Raw genomic sequence first — 17,156 nt, forward strand, 5'->3', positions numbered from 1 at the left:
CAGACCATCGACGAAAGTCCGCAAAGTAATTTGGCCTGACTTACGCCGCCATCTCTATACGGACTTCCCCGTCATGCACAAAGCATCGTTTATTGAAAAGTGACAGATCGACGGGATTTGGCATTCGAATGTCATCAATGCTTGGCAGGCCACTTGAGGATAACTCAAAAGCGCGGTCGATTTGCGAGATCATGACAACAATCGCACCGCTATCGGTGGCATGTTTCTTCAGTGCCCGAACCTGTTCGTCAACCGGAGGGTTACTCCGCCGTTGATCCAAAAGCTGCAAGTAATCGATAACGACCAGCGCATCATCGGATGACTTACTGAGGCGTTCAATAACATAGTCGGCGCAGATGTTGTCTGAGGTATCAACGACTACAGGACGGTTAAATCGTTTAGGGGCGAATCCAAGCTTTTCAAAGCGATCCCAGACATCAGATTCATTGTAGTCCAAGGTGAAAACATAGCCTGCCCGATTGCTTTCTTCAGCCAAGGCAATCAGTTCCAAACCCAGAAGCGTTTTGCCGTGGCCGGGGCGTGCACCGATAAGCACCATGTCGCCTGAAACTAACTGCTTCATGACTTTCTTGGCAGGTGTCGCTTCTGAGTAGTTGGACGCCAAATGGCTCCAATCTTTGAAGCCTTCTTTGGTGGCAATCTGGTTGAGTGCCTCGTAGAGCCTAATGTCGTTGTCGCGTGCTAGAATTTTTGCTTTGCGCTTTAGCCTGTAGATTGGTGATGACAGCCTCATCTTGAACCTCCTCTTACGAGCGGTCTCCGCAATCCCTCCTTACGCGTGTGCTCGAACAGGTTGGGTTCGAAATTGTATTGCTCCGCATGCCGAATGCTGCCCCAGTGGAGGGGGGAGGCCCGAGCAAGGCCGCATTCAGATGCTACCCCTATCTCTTGGAACACTCAATTGGGTTTCGGTCATTCGGCCTACGCTGATGAGAGCTAAGATTGGGCTCAAAGCAAACCTCAGGCCATCCGACGCAAAGCACCATCTCGGAAAACCGATTCCTCCCCCGCCAAAGCGGTGATTTTGCGTGATCGAGGGACGGATCAGGCCGCCTCGGAACGAGGCGCGGCGTGGACTGTGCGGAAGGCCACCGACAGCCGATTCCAGGTGTTGATCATGGTGATGACCGCAGTCAGCTTGACGATTTCGTCCTCGGGAAACTGCGTTTGTGTGGCGGCGAAAAGCGCGTCATCCGGCGCGTGATCGCCCAGCTTGGTCAGTGCTTCGGTCCACGCCAATGCGGCGCGTTCGCGGTCGGAAAAGAGAAAGCTGTCATGCCAGGCCGAGACCAGATAAAGCCGCTGCTCGGTCTCGCCATCCGCCCTTGCCTCGCGCGTGTGCATGTCAATGCAAAAGGCGCAGCCGTTGATCTGCGAGGCGCGCAGTTTCACCAGATGCATCAGGCTCTTTTCCAGCCCGCTGCCTTCGATGGTGTCGTTGAGCGCCACGAAGGCTTTCGTCAAATCGGGGGCCGTGGCCCAATAGTTCAGACGCGGTTCCATATTTGGTCTCCTTTTTGCGGAACGGACAAGGATCAGGGTCGACGGTTTGCCTCGACAAAGCGGCAGCCGCGAGCGATGTCGCGTGGATCGCCGGTTTCTGAATAGTCGCGGATCAGGCTGCTGATCCGGGTTTCGGCCAGCGCCGCGCGATAGGCCTCTTCGGCGCGCAGCATCGCCAGCTTGATTCCGCAGGGATTGGGAAAGGCGAAGGCATCGGGCGCATCCGGCCCCCGCTGCCGGATCTCGCGGCAGCGAAAGGCGGGGGCGTCGCCCTCGACCGCCAGAACGATATCGAGCAGGGTTATGTCCTGCGGCGCGCGACCCAGCCGATATCCGCCTGCCGGGCCTGGGATCGAAACGAAGACCCCTGCCGCCACGAGCTGTTTGAGATGCTTGACCAGATAGCTCGCCGAGACGCCATGATATTCGGCCAAGGCGCTTGCGGGCATAACCGCCCCACCCTGCAACCCGGCCAGCATCGTCGTGCAATGTATGGCCGCCTCGACCCCGTCACCCAGTTTCATTCAGACCTCCTGATTCGTAGGTATTTTTTATCATGGATATTTAATATCCGCAATAAACTTCGAAAAAAGAGCGGCGCCGGAATTCGACGCCGCTCTCTCTGAAACAAACATGGTTCGGCGCTTATTCTGCCGCTTTCGCCATCGGATTGTTGGGATGCATGGTCCAGTTGGCGTATGTCTCTTCAACCCGTTTGCCGGTGCGCGGGTCTACCGCTCCTGGCTGCATCTGCTCCATGGTGATGCAATCCTCGACCGGGCAGACATCGACGCAGAGATTGCAGGCCACGCATTCCTCGTCGATCACCTCGAACACCCGATCTGCGCCCATCGAGATCGCCTGATGCGAGGTATCCTCGCAGGCCGCATAACAGCGCCCGCATTTGATGCACTGATCCTGATCGATCTTGGCCTTGGCGATGTAGTTGAGGTTCAGATACTGCCAGTCGGTCACATTCGGCACCGCCTGCCCGACGAAATCGCGCACATTGGTGTGGCCCTTTTCGTCCATCCACTTGCTCAGACCGGTCGCCATCTCTTCGACGATCTTGAACCCGTAGGTCATGGCCGCCGTACAGACCTGCACGTTGCCACAGCCCAGCGAGATGAATTCGGCGGCGTCGCGCCAGGTTGTGATCCCGCCGATGCCCGAGATCGGCAGCCCAAGGGTGTCGGGATTGCGGGCGATCTCGGACACCATCGACATGGCGATGGGTTTGACTGCCGGGCCGCAATAGCCGCCATGGCTGCCCTTGCCGTCGATCGAGGGTTCGGGGCTCATCGTGTCGAGATTGACGCTGGTAATCGAATTGATCGTGTTGATCAGGCTGACCGCATCCGCGCCGCCATTCTTTGCCGCCGCGGCAGGCTTGCGCACATCGGTGATGTTCGGCGTCAGTTTCACGATCACCGGGCGATCATAGTATTTCTTGCACCAGCGGGTGACCATTTCGATATATTCCGGCACCTGCCCGACGGCGCTGCCCATGCCGCGCTCGCTCATGCCATGAGGGCAGCCGAAGTTCAGCTCGATCCCGTCGGCGCCTGTTTCGGCCACACGTGGCAGGATGGCCTTCCACGCGCCCTCCTCGCAGGGCACCATGATCGAGGCGATCAAGGCGCGGTCGGGGTAATCCGCCTTGACCCGTGCCATTTCCTCCAGATTGACCTCCAAAGGACGGTCGGTGATCAACTCGATATTGTTCAGGCCCAGCAGCCGCCGGTCCGCGCCATAGATCGCGCCATAGCGCGGCCCGTTCACGTTCACCACCGGCGGTCCTTCGGCGCCCAGCGTTTTCCAGACCACGCCACCCCAGCCAGCCTCGAAGGCGCGGCGGACATTGTACTCCTTGTCGGTCGGCGGGGCCGAGGCCAGCCAGAACGGGTTCGGAGAGGTTATTCCTAGGAAATCTGTCGTCAGGTCGGCCATTGAGCGGGCTCCTTTTCAGACTGGCTTGCGGAAGATCAGTTCAAACGGCGCGATCAGCCCCGCCTGAACGCAGGTGACATAGTTCTGAATTTTTTCGCCCGCGGTGTCGCGCATCAGCAGGTGGATGCCGACAGGCGGCGGACCGCCCGCCTCTTCGATACGGGCGAAGACCGTCTTGAAGAAGTCGAGCGCGAAATCCTTGCGGTTGCGGATCGAGCGGAAGGCCAGTCCTGCGGCCTCGCCCGCCTCCATATAGGCGGCGGCGGGTTCGACGAAAGAAAAGGCAGGCTCCTCGGCCCAGGGGAAGGGGAAGGTCAGGCCACCATCCGCGTCCATCCGCATCACATCAAACAGCGCAAAGGTGCCGCCGGGGGCCAGCACGCGATACACCTCGGAAAACAGCTTTGCCTTGTCGGGGACGTTCATGCCCACATGGAACATGGTCACCAGATCGATCGTGTCCTCGACCAGGGGCAGGTCCAGCACACTGCCACGCAGCAGTTTGACACGGTCACCCATACCCACCAGATCGTTGAGCCGGCTGCCGGTTTCCACATAACTGGGCGTCAGGTCGACACCGGTCACAAAAGCGCCGGATTTCAAGGCAATATGCCGCGATGTTCCACCAATTCCACAGCCGATATCCAGCACCCGCGTATGCGGGGTGATGGTCAGCTGTTCCAGCAGTTCATCGGTCGCTTTCACCCCGCCGGTGTGAAACTCGTCGATGCCCTTGAGGTCCTCTGGCGCGGGGGTATCCGGGTTGGCCCCGGCCGCGCGCAGCCCGTCGCGAATCCGCTCCAGCAGATCGTCGGTGGTGTAATGCGCGGCGACGTCTTTTTCGATCGTCATCTTGGCCTCCTGCTGCTGCAATGGTTCATTGTAGCAGGTTTTGCATCGCGGGCGCAGGCGGTCAGGCCCGCAGCACTGCGTCGATATCCATGGCGGCGTCGCGCCCCTCGGCCACGGCCGTCACGGTCAGATCCTCGCCGCCCGCAGCACAATCGCCCCCGGCCCAGACCCCCTCGACCGAAGTGCGGCCCGCGCCGATCACGGCGATCTTGTTGCCATTGAGATGCAGCGCGTCGGGCACGCCCTCCAGCCGCTGACCGATGGCCTTGAGCACCTGATCCGCCGGAAGGCGCACGGACTCGCCCGTGCCCTGCAAGGTGCCATCGACACTCGCAGTGTATTCCAGTTCGATCTCGGTGGCGGCATCTTCGCCATGCACCTGCCTGGGCTGCACGTTGAACATCAGCTTGACGCCTTTCGAGGTGGCCAGATCCTGTTCAAACTTGCTGGCGCCCATCGCGCTCGCGCCCCGGCGATAGGCGACCGTGACATGTTCGGCGCCCAGCAGTTTGGATTTCACCGCCGCATCAATCGCGGTCATGCCGCCGCCGATCACCACCACATGACGCCCCACCGGATGCTTGAGCAGATCATCGGCCTGCCGCACCTCCGAGATGAAATCGACCGCATGGTGCACGCCGGGCTTATCCTCACCCTGCGCGCGCAGCGCGTTCACGCCTGCAAGCCCGACGGCCAGGAACACCGCGTCAAACGCCTCGCGCAGGCCCTCCAGCGTCAAGCCGTTACCCAGCGCCGCGTTGCATTCGACGGAAATACCGCCGATCCTGAGCAGCCAGTCCACCTCGGCCTGGGCGAAATCATTGGTCGCCTTGTAGGCGGCGATCCCGTATTCGTTCAACCCGCCGGGCTTGGAGTTGGCGTCATAGATGGTCACCTGATGGCCCAGCATCGCCAGCCGGTGCGCGCAGGCCAGACCCGCAGGCCCCGCGCCCACGACCGCGACGCGCTTGCCGGTATCCTCGGCCCGCATGAAGGGATGTTCGCCGGAGCCCATCAGCACATCGGTGGCAAAGCGCTGCAAACGCCCGATCTCAACCGGTTTGCCCTCGGCCACCTCGCGCACGCAGACCTCTTCACACAGGGTCTCGGTCGGGCAGACCCGGGCGCACATTCCGCCCAGAATGTTCTGGCTGAGGATCGTTTCAGCCGCCCCTTCCGGGTTGCCGCCCTGAATCTGGCGGATGAACAGCGGGATATCGATATCCGTCGGACAGGCCGTCACGCAGGGCGCATCATGGCAGAAGTAACAGCGATCCGCCGCCACCGCCGCCTCATGCGGCGCGTAAGGCGGATGCAGGTCGCTGAAATTCGTCTCGATCTCTTCGCTGGATAGCCGCCCGGCCAGAATGCCGGGAGCTGTCTGGCCATGCGCCATGACGCTCTCCCTGAGTTGTGGTTCTTGCACGCAGACTGCCATATCTGAAAATTTTATCAATTGGTAAAATTTGGGCGGACGCGAAAAACCGGCCTTTTCGGCACAATCCGCACCGATTTCAGTCAGCAAGGGTAAAACTCCACCCGTCCCTCGCGCGATTGATCCGCGCAGTCCCGCGACCCGTGACCGCAAATCGGGACTTTTGAGCGCCCGGTCGCTTGCCTATAGTGCCATGAGGCAACAATAGCCGCGACAACATCAGAACACGCGGCAGGGAACAGGCATGGCAGGCAAACCGTCGACAACATCCCAGACTTTCAACGTCGTGATCATCGGCCAGAACAACCGCCTGCAATATGAGGCGCTGCTCTTTGCCGCCTCGCTGCGCCACTGCGCGCCCGCGTTTCGCGGACGGCTGTTCGTCGCCACGCCACAGCCCGGACCGCTTTGGTCCGGTGACCCGAGCCTGCGCAATCAGGCCACGCTGGAGGCGCTGGACCGGCTGAATGTCGAACTTCTGCCCTTCGAGAACAGGGTCTTCGGGCAGTCCTACCCTCATGGCAACAAGATCGAAGCATTGATGGCCTTGCCCGAGGGCGAGCCGTTTGTCTTCTTCGACAGCGACACGCTGATCACCGGAGAGCTGGCCTCTGTGCCCTTCGATTTCGACCGCCCCTCTGCCTCGCTCAGATGCGAAGGCAGTTGGCCCGAGCCGACGCTGTACGGACCCGGATACGCCGGGATCTGGAAATCGCTCTATGACCGGTTCGGGCTGGATTATGACAGCTCTCTGGACCTCAGCCAGCCGGATGAATACTGGCGGCGGCACCTTTATTTCAACGCAGGCTTTTTCTACTACAAATGCCCGCGCGCCTTCGGCGAGCGTTTTCTGGACTATGCAAGATCGATCCGTGATGACCCGCCGGATGCCCTGATTTGCCAGAGCCTCGATCCCTGGCTTGATCAGGTGGCTTTGCCACTGGTCATTCATTCCTTCGGTGGTGGCCGCGACGCGTTGCCCGGGGGGTATCTGGACGGTGATGTCAGCTGTCACTACCGCCTCTTCCCGCTGCTCTATGCGCGTGAGAGCGATCGCGTGATCGAGGTGTTGGAAGAGGTGGCGGCGCCCAACAAATTCAAGAAAGTGCTCAAGCAATACGAGCCGATCCGCAAGCTGGTGTTTCAGGGCAAGGGCGCGAAGGTCCGGGCGCTGTTCGATCAGCAGAACCTGCCCCGGCGCGAACAGGTCATGCGCAAGCAGATCAGAGAAGCGGGGTTATGGCTGCGCTGAGCGGCCCGGTCCGCAGAGACTTCGGACCAGACAAAGCTGCGTTGTGCGCAAGGGGTTCATGGCCTACAGATTGCATCAAACACATACCAAAAGGGAGATTTTCCATGTCCGACGGCCCCACTTATGGCTTTGACACGCTGCAAATCCATGCAGGCGCGCGCCCCGATCCGGCAACCGGTTCGCGACAGACACCGATCTATCAGACCACCGCTTACGTGTTCCGCGATGCCGATCACGCCGCCGCGCTCTTCAACCTGCAGGAAGTGGGCTATATCTATTCCCGCCTGACCAACCCGACCGTGGCGGTACTGCAGGAACGCATCGCCACGCTGGAAGGCGGCGCCGGGGCGGTCTGCTGCTCCTCAGGTCATGCGGCGCAGATCATGGCACTGTTCCCGCTGATGCAACCGGGCTGCAATGTGGTCGCCTCGACCCGGCTTTACGGCGGATCGGTCACCCAGCTGAGCCAGACCATCAAACGCTTCGGCTGGTCGGCGACATTTGTCGATACCGACGATCTGGACGCGGTCAATGCCGCCATAGACGAGAACACCCGCGCGGTGTTCTGCGAATCCATCGCCAACCCCGGCGGTTATGTCACCGACATCCGCGCATTGGCCGATATCGCGGATGCGGCGGGCCTGCCGCTGATCGTCGACAACACTTCGGCCACGCCCTATCTCTGCCGCCCGATTGAACATGGCGCCACACTGGTGGTGCATTCGACCACCAAATACCTGACCGGCAACGGCACCGTGACCGGCGGCTGTATCGTCGATTCCGGCACGTTCGACTGGTCGGCCAGCGACAAGTTCCCCTCGCTCAGCCAGCCCGAGCCCGCCTATCACGGGCTGAAATTCCACGAGACCTTCGGGCCGCTGGCCTTCACCTTCCACGGCATTGCCATCGGGCTGCGTGACCTGGGCATGACCATGAACCCGCAAGGCGCGCATTACACGCTGATGGGGATCGAGACGCTGAGCCTGCGCATGCAGCGCCATGTCGAGAACGCCAAAAAGCTCGCCGCCTGGCTCGAGGCGGATGACCGGGTTGATTACGTCACCTATGCGGGCCTGCCCTCGTCGCCCTATGCCGACCGGGTCAAGGCGCAGTATCCCAAGGGCGCGGGTGCGCTGTTCACCTTTGCGGTAAAGGGCGGCTATGACGCGTGCGTCAAGCTGGTCAATGCGCTGGAGATCTTCAGCCATGTGGCCAATCTGGGCGACGCGCGCTCGCTGATCATCCATTCGGCCTCGACAACGCACCGGCAGCTTACACCCGAGCAGCAAGAGGCCGCCGGGGCCGGTGCCAATGTCGTACGTCTCTCGATCGGGATCGAGGATGCGGACGATCTGATCGCCGATCTCGATCAGGCGCTGGCCAAAGCCACCGCCTGACCTGAATGCCTTGGTGTCTGCGGGCAACCCAAAGCCCGCAGACGCCAGTGGTGTCATCATTCGCCGATGGCAAACACCATCGCGACAGAATTGTTGTAGCTGACCTCACCCGCCGCAACCGGCACCGATCCGGCATCAGCGGCAAACTCGGCGCGCGCCATCATCGGACGGCCATTGCCACCATGTTCGTTGATCGAAACCACTTCGCCCAGTGTGACGCCCGCCGCCTCGGCCAACTGGCGGGCCTTGTCCATCGCGTCTTTCACAGCCTCCGCTCGGGCCTGGGCCAGCAGCGGCTCGGGGTCGCTGACCGAGAAATTCAGACCGCGCATTTCGTTGCCGCCATCAGCAACCACGGCGCTGAGCGTCTGGCCCAGACTGTCCAGATCGCGCACCCGCACCTGAACCAGGTTCGAGGCCGCGAAACCGGTCAACTCGCGTTCCTGCTGCTGCGTCTCGCGGTTCACGATCGTGTTCCAGACCGGATAGAGCGACAGGTTCTGGGTCTGGATGTCGCTCTTGTCGATGCCGAGGCCCGTCAGCCGATCCAACACCGCCGCCATCGCCTGCGAGGTCTGGTCCATCGCCTCCTGCGCGGTATCGGCCTGATGACTGACGCCCAGCGTCACGGTGGCCATATCGGGGGCGGCGGCAACCGTTCCTGTGCCCGTCACGGAAATCCGCCGCTCATCCGCCTGCGCCATTCCGACGGTCGCAGCCATTAATACGGCAATCAAAAAAACCAGTGTTCTCAAGGCTCTCTCTCCTCTTGATCCGGGGTCATAGATGGGTACGCGGTGCCCCGCTTGGCAAGAGGCGGCGGGGGTCTTTTTCTTTCCCTCGGCATGAACCTGCATTAAACTCGCCCCGCTGGCCACCTCTTCGGCGGCAGAATCGAGCTGGACGGTATCGCCGAAACATGAAACCCGCCTTTGCGCTGTCATTGTCCTTCGAGGGCATTTCCCTTCTGCACCGGGCCACCGGTGGCTGGCGCATGGTGGGCGACGTTGCGCTGGACGTCGCGGATCTGGGTGCGCAGCTTGCGGCGCTGCGCGACAAGGCCTTGCTGCTTGAGCCTGAGCTTTTTTGCAAGCTTGTCCTGCCCGACGATCAGATCAAATATCTCGACGTCGAGACCCATGGCTTCGAAGGCGATGCGCTGACCCATCTCATCGACGGGGCCCTGGACAGCGCCACGCCCTATGACATCGACGATCTGATCTATGATATCGCGCCCGATGGCGAGGTCATCCATGTCGCCGCCGTGGCCCGCGAGACCCTCGCCGAGGCCGAAAGCTTTGCGACCGAGCATGGGTTCACGCCGGTCAGTTTCGTGGCCGCCCCGCGCGACAGCAACTTTCCGGGGGAACCTTTCTTTGGCCTGTCGCACGGCGCGCAGGACTGGACCGGCAGCCAGGCCGTCGAAACCGACGCCAGCGTGGTGGTCGATATCGGCCCGGTTGCGCTGCCGGACCCCGCTTCCGAGGCGGAGGAAACCAGCACACCTGCTGATCCCGCTCCGGCAGCGGACACCGCCCCGCCGCCACCGGAGGAGCCGGAATCGCAGCCTCCCGAGGCGGTCATGGTTGAAGAGACCCCCGTAGCCATCGCTCCTGATCCGCTGCCCGTGTCGGAACCACCTGTGCCGACGCAATCCGATGCCCCACCATCCCCCGTTGCCCCCCCGAAACCGGGCCCGGCGCAAGACACCGAACCGAAGAAACAGCGCCCTCTGGGCCTGATCCTGACCCTGGCGCTGCTGGTTGTTCTTGTGTTGGTGGGGCTTTGGGCGACGCTGTTTCTGGAAAACCCCATCAGCAGCCTGTTCCGGTCTGACCCCGACCCGGTTCATGCCGCCATTGAAGAGGCGTCACCGGATCTGACCGAAGAACCGGCGGCGACGCCCGAACCGCTGGACAATGACGCGACGGTGGCCGCAGCGCAGATGCCCACGGCAACTGAAGAGGCCATCGCGGATCTGATCGACGCCCTGCCCGCGCCAACCGAAATCCCGCAGTTGAGCGACACAGACACTGCCGTTCTGGATGCCTTGGCCGACGAAGACCTGCAAGCCGATGATCCCCCCCTGCCAGAGATACTGGATACCGAAGCGCTTTATGCAGAAACGGGTCTGTGGTCCGGGTCTCCCGCCGGGCCGGACGCACCCGCGCCGGTCACGCTGGACGATCTTTATGTCGCTTCCATCGACCGCACCGACCTGTCGCAGGACCCCATCGCACTGCCGCCAGCGGCGCAACTCGACACCGACCTCAGGGTTGTGGTGCAAACCGCGCCCGCCATCGCGGATGCCGGGTTTGATCTGGACGCGCGCGGTCTGGTCGACCCCACGCCGGAAGGCGCCCGCAGCCCCGACGGCATTCTGGTCTATCTGGGCAAACCTCCGAAGGTGCCGCCGGAAACACCGCTGCGCTTCGAGGCCGAACCCGAGATCGACGAGACACGCGACGTTCTGGCCCAGAAGCGCCCGCGCCCGCGCCCGGACAACCTGCAGGAGCTGAACGAGCGCGCCCGGCTGGGGGGCCGGTCGCGCGCGGAACTGTCCGGCATCCGCCCGAAGTCACGCCCCGACACGCTGAAGATACAGGAACAGGTCGACGAGATCGTGGCGTCGGTCGAGTTGGTCGACCCGATCCCGCGCCCCCGCCTGCGCCCGCAGGAGCTTGCGGCGCGCGGGCAGCAAAGCGCCAATCTCGGCTCTTTGGCCAATCTCGACCAGCAAACCCAAATCAGGACGGTTGCGCCCAAAGTGGTGAAGCCAAGCCGCCCCTCGCCAAGCTCGGTGGCGCGGCAGGCCACGGTCAAGAACGCCATAAGCCTGCGAAAGATCAGCCTGATCGGCGTGTTCGGCACCCCGTCCAACCGCCGCGCGCTGGTGCGGATGCCGAACGGGCGCTACAAGAAGGTGAAGGTGGGCGACCGGATCAGTGGCGGCCGCGTCATCGCCATCGGAGACAGCGAGTTGCGGTATCAGAAAAGCGGGCGCAACGTGACGCTGAAGATGCCCAAGGGTTGATCTCGCTGACGCCCGGGCCCGAGGCGGACCGCCGAGAACAGGGCCTGCGACACAGGTTGCCATGGCGCATGGCTGGATACGTCAAGCCCGGAGGCACATGCGTCTTACCTGCGGCTTGGATACGCCGATTTCGGAGATCTGCAAAACGCCCAAGACGAGCAGCCTGAACATCATTGCCGGTGGTTCATGCGGAAACGACTCTAGGCGCGACCTGTCACCCCGACGGTTTGTCGGTGGTAGCCGCGACTTTTCCATGAAACTCCTCGGAACTATTGCCGCTTGGATAGGGCTCATCCGGAACCGGGCAATCCAGAAACCGGCAGAGCGGCTCCCACCCGCTTCCCAACTCATAGGTCAGCAGCCGATCTGGCCCAAACGCCGCCTGAACATCCGCGATGTTTCTTTCATAGACCGCAATGATGTGCTCGCGGTCATGCAAACGCCCTTGAAACACCTGCTGCGCGATGAGTTTCGCGCCGATCGACTCTGCATCTTCGCTGTTTCTCAGGATCTCAAGGATCGTGCTGTCCATGCTTTTGTACCAACTCTTGGCGTCCCGAACCGACAGGATGATCTTCGCGGCGGTGAAATGCGCGCTCAACGCGCGCCAATAAAAGGCAGCGGGCCAGTCTACCGTTGCCCGATAGCCGGAAAACACATCGTCCCAGTCCGGCTGATCCCCCTGCGCAATCCCACGCCAGAGCGCCACGCGTTCCGGGTGGGGCAGCACCTCATACATATGATAGCAAGGTCCATGTCCCAGAATCTCAAGTGCCCGTTTGAGCGATTCCGTCCCTGTCCGGCCAAACCCGGCTCCGATTACTGAAAGTGTCAAAGAAATCCCCTCACAAAAAATGGATCGCCTTAAAATCATGGCTTCGTGAGGGTACTCTAGGTCATTACCGAACCGAGTGATAGACCACCGCGCGCGGGACGGTCTGCGTTGCGTAATCGGAGCTCGGTCACGGCGAGAATCGATCTCGGAAGTGTTGGCGAGCCGCCTTCGCGGCCCACCTACCCTTCCTCCCATTATCCGGCGGCGATTTCACCGGCTGCGATCTGTTCGCGCTCGATGGATTCGAACAGCGCCTGAAAATTGCCCTCGCCAAACCCGTCATCGCCCTTGCGCTGGATGAATTCGAAAAAGATCGGCCCGATCACGGTTTTCGAGAAGATTTGCAGCAGGATCCGTGTCTCGCCGCCATCCACAACCCCTTCGCCGTCGATCAGGATGCCATGTTTCATCATCTTGTCCTTGGGCTCGTCATGGCCCGACACGCGGTCGTAGGACAGGTCATAATAGGTCTCGTTCGGGCCGGGCATGAATTTCAGACCCTTCTCGGCGATCGCATCGGTCGAGACATAGATGTCGTCCGACCCCACCGCGATATGCTGGATGCCCTCGCCCTTGTACTTCTTCAGATAGGACACGATCTGCCCGGACTCGCCGCGATCCTCGTTGATCGGGATGCGGATGCGACCACAAGGCGAGGTCAGCGCGCGGCTGAACAGCCCGGTGAACTTGCCCTGAATGTCAAAGAACCGGATTTCGCGGAAGTTGAACAGGCTCTCGTAGAACCGGAACCATTTGTCCATGTTGCCCTTGAAGACATTGTGGGTCAGGTGATCGAGGTAGAAAAACCCGTCGCCGCGTGGCTTGGACTGGGTCAGCCAGTCAAACTCGTGATTGTAGGGCGAGGTGTCGTAATACTGGTCGATGAAGTAGATCAGCGAGCCGCCGATGCCCTTGATCGCAGGCACATCCATGGTCTTGTCATCCACGTCATAAGGCTCGGCCCCTTGCGACACCGCATGCGCGTAAGCGGCCTGCGCATCCACCACGCGCCACCCCATCGCAGGCGCACAGGGGCCGTGTTCCTCGACAAAGCGCGCCGCAAAGCTGCCCGGCTCGGCGTTCAGGATGTAGGTCACATCGCCCTGCTGCCAGAGCTCGATATCCTTGCTCTTGTGGCGAGCGGTCAGCGCATAGCCCATCCGGGCAAAAAGATCGCGCAGTTCCTGCGGCTCGGGATGGGCAAACTCCACAAACTCGAACCCGTCCGTGCCGGCGGGGTTTTCATCGCTGATGATCGATTTCGGGGCATTGTGCGGGAAAGGACCCATGGCGCGTCTCCTACTTATTGCTGAGTTTCCGTTCGCTTGAACAAATATACGCCTGATTCCGCGCGCTTTCTGCGCAAACTCACGGGGCTTTCCCCCTTCCCATGCGGGATCTGCGCGCTATCCTGTAAAAAAACGAAAAGATGACGCATATGCTGGATGATACGGATTGCCGCCTGCTCGCGGCGCTGCAAAAGAACGCCCATTTGACCGCGCATCAATTGGGAGAGCTTCTGCACCTCTCGCCCAGCCAGGCCGGGCGGCGACGGCAGCGGCTGGAAAGCGAAGGCTACATCACCGGCTATGCCGCGCGGCTTGATCCCGGGCGGCTGGGGTTGCAGGTGCAGGGCTTTGTCCAGGTCCATCTGGGCACCCATGGCCCGGACCAGTCGGCAGGCTTCGCGCGTATGGTCGATACCAGACCGGAGATAATCAGCGCATGGACGATGACCGGAGAGGCGGATTACCTCCTGCATGTCTATTGTGCCGATCTGGGGGCCCTGAACAGCTTGCTTCATGAGGTCATCCTGCCCCATCCTGCGGTAGCCCGCGTGCAAAGCCAGATCGTGATGGATCAACTCAAGCGCGACGCGCCGCTGCCGACCTGACTGCGAAAGGACCGACATGGAAAACTTCCTCTACCAGGCCACGATCTATCTGGCAGCGGCGGTGATCGCCGTGCCGCTTTCGGCGCGGTTGGGGCTGGGGTCGGTGCTGGGCTATCTGGCGGCGGGCATCGTGATCGGCCCGGTTCTGGGACTGGTCGGCGCCGAGACAGAAGACCTGCAGCACGTGGCCGAGTTCGGCGTGGTGATGATGCTGTTCCTGATCGGACTGGAGCTTGAGCCAAAGGCGCTCTGGGACATGCGCGACCGGCTGATCGGGCTGGGCGGATTGCAGGTCGGTGTGTCGACACTCGCCGTCATGGCGGTGGCCATGGTTGCGGGCCAACCCTGGAGCATTGCGCTGGCCGTCGGGCTGACGCTGTCGCTGTCCTCGACCGCCATTGTGTTGCAGACCCTGTCCGAGAAAGGGCTGATGCAGACAACCGGCGGGCGGGCCACGTTCTCGGTCCTGCTGACGCAGGACATCGCGGTCATTCCGATCCTGGCCTTCCTGCCCCTGCTGGCGCTGCAGGCGATGCCGCATCTGAACAGCGATGGTTCCATCACGCTTGGCGGTGAGGATGGTCATGCGGAAACGCTTTCGCTGGTGGCGGGGCTGCCCGGCTGGGCGGTGACGCTGGTGACCATCGGGGCCGTGGCCTCGGTTGTGCTGGCGGGCATCTATCTGACGCGGCCCGTGTTCCGCTACATCCACGCGACGAACCTGCGCGAGATGTACACCGCGCTGGCGCTGGTGATCGTTGTCGGCATCTCGTTCCTGATGTCGCTGGTTGGGCTGTCCCCCGCTCTGGGCTCGTTTCTGGCCGGTGTGGTTCTGGCCAACTCCGAGTTCCGCCACGAAATGGAAAGCGATCTGGAACCGTTCAAGGGGCTGTTTCTGGGGCTGTTTTTCATCACCGTCGGAGCGGGCATCAATTTCAACCTGTTCTTCCGCGACCCGCTGGATCTGATCGGGCTGGCCCTGCTGGTCATCCTGGCCAAAGGGATCATCCTTTATGTGGTGGGGCGGGCGTTCAATCTGCGCGGGCGCGACCGATGGCTGTTCACGCTTGGCCTGGCACAGGCGGGAGAGTTCGGCTTTGTGCTGGTGGCGTTTTCGGCGCAGCACAACGTGATCCCTCCGGGGTTGCAGCAGAAGCTGCTGATGATCATCGCCCTGACCATGCTGATCACACCATTGCTGTTCATCATCTATGATCTGCTGTCCAAGAACATGCGCGACACCACCCCAAAGCACGAACCCGACGAGATCGACGAGGAAGGCCCGATCATCATCGCCGGGATCGGACGGTTCGGGCAGATCGTGAACCGGCTGGTGCAGGCCAGCGGCTTCAAGACGGTCGTGCTGGACACGGATATGGAAACCATCCAGTTGATGCGGCGCTTTGGCTACAAGGGGTTTCTGGGCGATCCGACCCGACCGGAATTGCTGAAAGCTGCCGGCCTGGCCAAGGCCAAGGTGCTGGTGGCGGCGATGGACGACCCCGCCGAGGTGACCAAACTGGTCGCTTACGCCCGCCGTCAGCAACCCGATCTGCACATCGTTGCCCGAGCCTATGACCGCACCCATGTCTATGAGCTGTATCAGGCCGGGGCCGACGACATCGTGCGCGAGATGTTTGACGCCTCGCTGCGCGCCGGACGCTACGTGCTGGAGAATGTGGGCCTGTCCGAGTTCGAGGCCGCCGGGGCCGAACAGACCTTCTATCACCACGACCGTGGATCACTGCGCGAGCTGGCCGCGCTGTGGAAACCGGGTGTGTCTGCCAGCGAAAACCCCGAGTATATCGCGCGTTCCAACGAGTTGCAGCGCGATCTTGAAACCGCGCTGGTGGAACTGGCCGAGGAACACGCCAAGAAATCGGCCTGAGCCGCGCGGCTCAGCCGTCGGTCACACCGGCCTCGGCAAAGGTGGCCATACCGGAATGGCAGGCCACGGCCGATTTCAGGATGTTGATTGCCAGCGCCCCGCCCGACCCCTCGCCCAGCCGCAGGCCCAGCGACAGCAGCGGTTGCTTGCCCAGCTTCTGCAACAGGCTTGCATGGGCGCTTTCGGCGCTTTGGTGGCCCGCCACCGCATGATCCAGCGCGGCACCCGAGACCCGCGCCAGACAGGCCGCCGCCGCCGTACAGATGAACCCGTCGAGGATGACAGGGATGCGCAACACCCGCGCCGCCGCGATCGCTCCGGCCATCGCCGCGATCTCGCGCCCGCCGAGGCAGCGCAGGATCTCCAGCCCGTCATCGCTGCCGCCATGCAGAGCCACGCCTTCGGCCACCACGCGCGTCTTGTTGGCCAGCCCGGCCGCGTCCACACCGGTGCCGCGCCCGGTCCAGTCACCCGCATCGCCCCCGTAAAGCGCGCAGGCCAGGGCCGCTGCCGGGGTGGTGTTGCCGATGCCCATCTCACCCACCACCAGCAGGTCGGCGGACGGGTCCACCGCCGCCCAGCCGGTGCGCAGCGCGTCCAGCAGGTCCGCCTCGCTCATGGCCGGGCCTTTGGTAAAATCATCCGTGGGCCGGTCCAGATCCAGCGCATGCACATCCAGGCGCGCGCCCGCTGCCCCGGCAAGCTGGTTGATCGCCGCGCCGCCATGCTGAAAGTTCAGCACCATCTGTGCGGTCACTTCGGCGGGAAAGGCCGACACGCCCTGCGCGGTAACCCCGTGATTGCCGGCAAAGACGACGACCTGCGGCGCCTTGACCTGTGGCCGCGCGTCGCCGCGCCAGCCCGCATACCAGATCGCCAGATCCTCGAGCCGCCCCAGGGCGCCGGGCGGCTTGGTCAGTTGCCCGTTTCTGTCTTGTGCGGCGCTCAGCGCATCCCCATCGGGCCCCGGCGCCTGGCTCAGCGCGGTGCGGAAGTCGGTCAGGTCGGTCAGGTCGGTCAGGTCAGGGAGCATCAAGAGCCTCGTTGCATCAGATCGTTCCTGCGTGTTTAACCAAAGCGCGTGATGCGACAAGA

15 protein-coding genes are annotated in these 17,156 nt (G+C 62.2%); 5 read left to right on the forward strand and 10 right to left on the reverse strand.

Annotation, left to right across the window (positions count from 1 at the left end; all coding sequences use genetic code 11):
- Window positions 1–40 precede the first annotated feature (40 nt).
- The 6 genes from M3P21_RS01600 to M3P21_RS01625 all read right to left on the reverse strand — a co-directional run bounded on the left by M3P21_RS01600 (window position 41) and on the right by M3P21_RS01625 (window position 5,722).
- The gene (locus M3P21_RS01600; protein ID WP_249706241.1) at window positions 41–754 is read right to left on the reverse strand and encodes a DNA helicase; all 714 of its coding nucleotides are present in this window, start codon (window positions 752–754) and stop codon (window positions 41–43) included.
- Window positions 755–1,065: 311 nt separating this feature from the next.
- On the reverse strand, window positions 1,066–1,524 hold the full coding sequence (locus M3P21_RS01605) for a carboxymuconolactone decarboxylase family protein (protein ID WP_249706242.1): 459 nt from the start codon (window positions 1,522–1,524) through the stop codon (window positions 1,066–1,068).
- Between the two features lie 32 nt (window positions 1,525–1,556).
- Window positions 1,557–2,048: an RrF2 family transcriptional regulator gene (locus tag M3P21_RS01610; RefSeq protein ID WP_249706243.1), complete on the reverse strand. Its 492-nt coding sequence runs from the start codon at window positions 2,046–2,048 to the stop codon at window positions 1,557–1,559.
- A gap of 121 nt (window positions 2,049–2,169) precedes the next feature.
- Window positions 2,170–3,474: an NAD-dependent dihydropyrimidine dehydrogenase subunit PreA gene (preA, locus tag M3P21_RS01615; RefSeq protein WP_249706244.1), complete on the reverse strand. Its 1,305-nt coding sequence runs from the start codon at window positions 3,472–3,474 to the stop codon at window positions 2,170–2,172.
- Window positions 3,475–3,489: 15 nt separating this feature from the next.
- On the reverse strand, window positions 3,490–4,326 hold the full coding sequence (locus M3P21_RS01620) for a class I SAM-dependent methyltransferase (protein ID WP_249706245.1): 837 nt from the start codon (window positions 4,324–4,326) through the stop codon (window positions 3,490–3,492).
- 61 nt (window positions 4,327–4,387) lie between these two features.
- Window positions 4,388–5,722, reverse strand: coding sequence for an NAD(P)-dependent oxidoreductase (locus M3P21_RS01625; protein ID WP_249706246.1), 1,335 nt, complete (start codon window positions 5,720–5,722; stop codon window positions 4,388–4,390).
- 283 nt (window positions 5,723–6,005) lie between these two features.
- On the opposite strand from M3P21_RS01625, the gene M3P21_RS01630 reads away from it, so the two are divergent.
- Window positions 6,006–7,013, forward strand: coding sequence for a GT-B fold glycosyltransferase domain-containing protein (locus M3P21_RS01630; protein WP_249706247.1), 1,008 nt, complete (start codon window positions 6,006–6,008; stop codon window positions 7,011–7,013).
- A 104-nt stretch (window positions 7,014–7,117) separates the two neighbouring features.
- Window positions 7,118–8,410, forward strand: coding sequence for an O-acetylhomoserine aminocarboxypropyltransferase/cysteine synthase family protein (locus M3P21_RS01635; protein WP_249706248.1), 1,293 nt, complete (start codon window positions 7,118–7,120; stop codon window positions 8,408–8,410).
- A 56-nt stretch (window positions 8,411–8,466) separates the two neighbouring features.
- On the opposite strand, the gene M3P21_RS01640 is transcribed toward M3P21_RS01635, so the two are convergent.
- Entirely contained in the window at window positions 8,467–9,165 is a 699-nt protein-coding gene (locus M3P21_RS01640; protein ID WP_249706249.1) for an SIMPL domain-containing protein, read from the reverse strand.
- Between the two features lie 164 nt (window positions 9,166–9,329).
- Here M3P21_RS01640 and M3P21_RS01645 point away from each other — a divergent pair, with 164 nt between their 5' ends.
- The gene (locus M3P21_RS01645) at window positions 9,330–11,444 is read left to right on the forward strand and encodes a hypothetical protein (protein ID WP_249706251.1); all 2,115 of its coding nucleotides are present in this window, start codon (window positions 9,330–9,332) and stop codon (window positions 11,442–11,444) included.
- Between the two features lie 214 nt (window positions 11,445–11,658).
- Here M3P21_RS01645 and M3P21_RS01650 read toward each other — a convergent pair whose 3' ends face one another.
- Window positions 11,659–12,279: a sulfotransferase family protein gene (locus M3P21_RS01650; RefSeq protein ID WP_249706253.1), complete on the reverse strand. Its 621-nt coding sequence runs from the start codon at window positions 12,277–12,279 to the stop codon at window positions 11,659–11,661.
- A gap of 194 nt (window positions 12,280–12,473) precedes the next feature.
- Complete coding sequence (hppD, locus tag M3P21_RS01655; protein WP_249706255.1) at window positions 12,474–13,568, reverse strand: 4-hydroxyphenylpyruvate dioxygenase; 1,095 nt, start codon at window positions 13,566–13,568, stop codon at window positions 12,474–12,476.
- Between the two features lie 149 nt (window positions 13,569–13,717).
- Between hppD and M3P21_RS01660 the strand changes: the two genes are divergently transcribed.
- Window positions 13,718–14,173, forward strand: a complete 456-nt coding sequence (locus M3P21_RS01660; protein ID WP_249706258.1) for an Lrp/AsnC family transcriptional regulator — start codon at window positions 13,718–13,720, stop codon at window positions 14,171–14,173.
- Between the two features lie 16 nt (window positions 14,174–14,189).
- Entirely contained in the window at window positions 14,190–16,061 is a 1,872-nt protein-coding gene (locus tag M3P21_RS01665) for a monovalent cation:proton antiporter-2 (CPA2) family protein (protein ID WP_249706260.1), read from the forward strand.
- Window positions 16,062–16,071: 10 nt separating this feature from the next.
- Here M3P21_RS01665 and cobT read toward each other — a convergent pair whose 3' ends face one another.
- Window positions 16,072–17,094 (reverse strand): nicotinate-nucleotide--dimethylbenzimidazole phosphoribosyltransferase, encoded by a 1,023-nt coding sequence (gene cobT, locus M3P21_RS01670; protein WP_249706262.1) that lies wholly within the window; start codon window positions 17,092–17,094, stop codon window positions 16,072–16,074.
- Window positions 17,095–17,156: the final 62 nt, after the last annotated feature.

Source organism: Ruegeria spongiae, from assembly GCF_023502395.1.
In the GTDB taxonomy this organism is placed as follows: domain Bacteria; phylum Pseudomonadota; class Alphaproteobacteria; order Rhodobacterales; family Rhodobacteraceae; genus Ruegeria_C; species Ruegeria_C spongiae.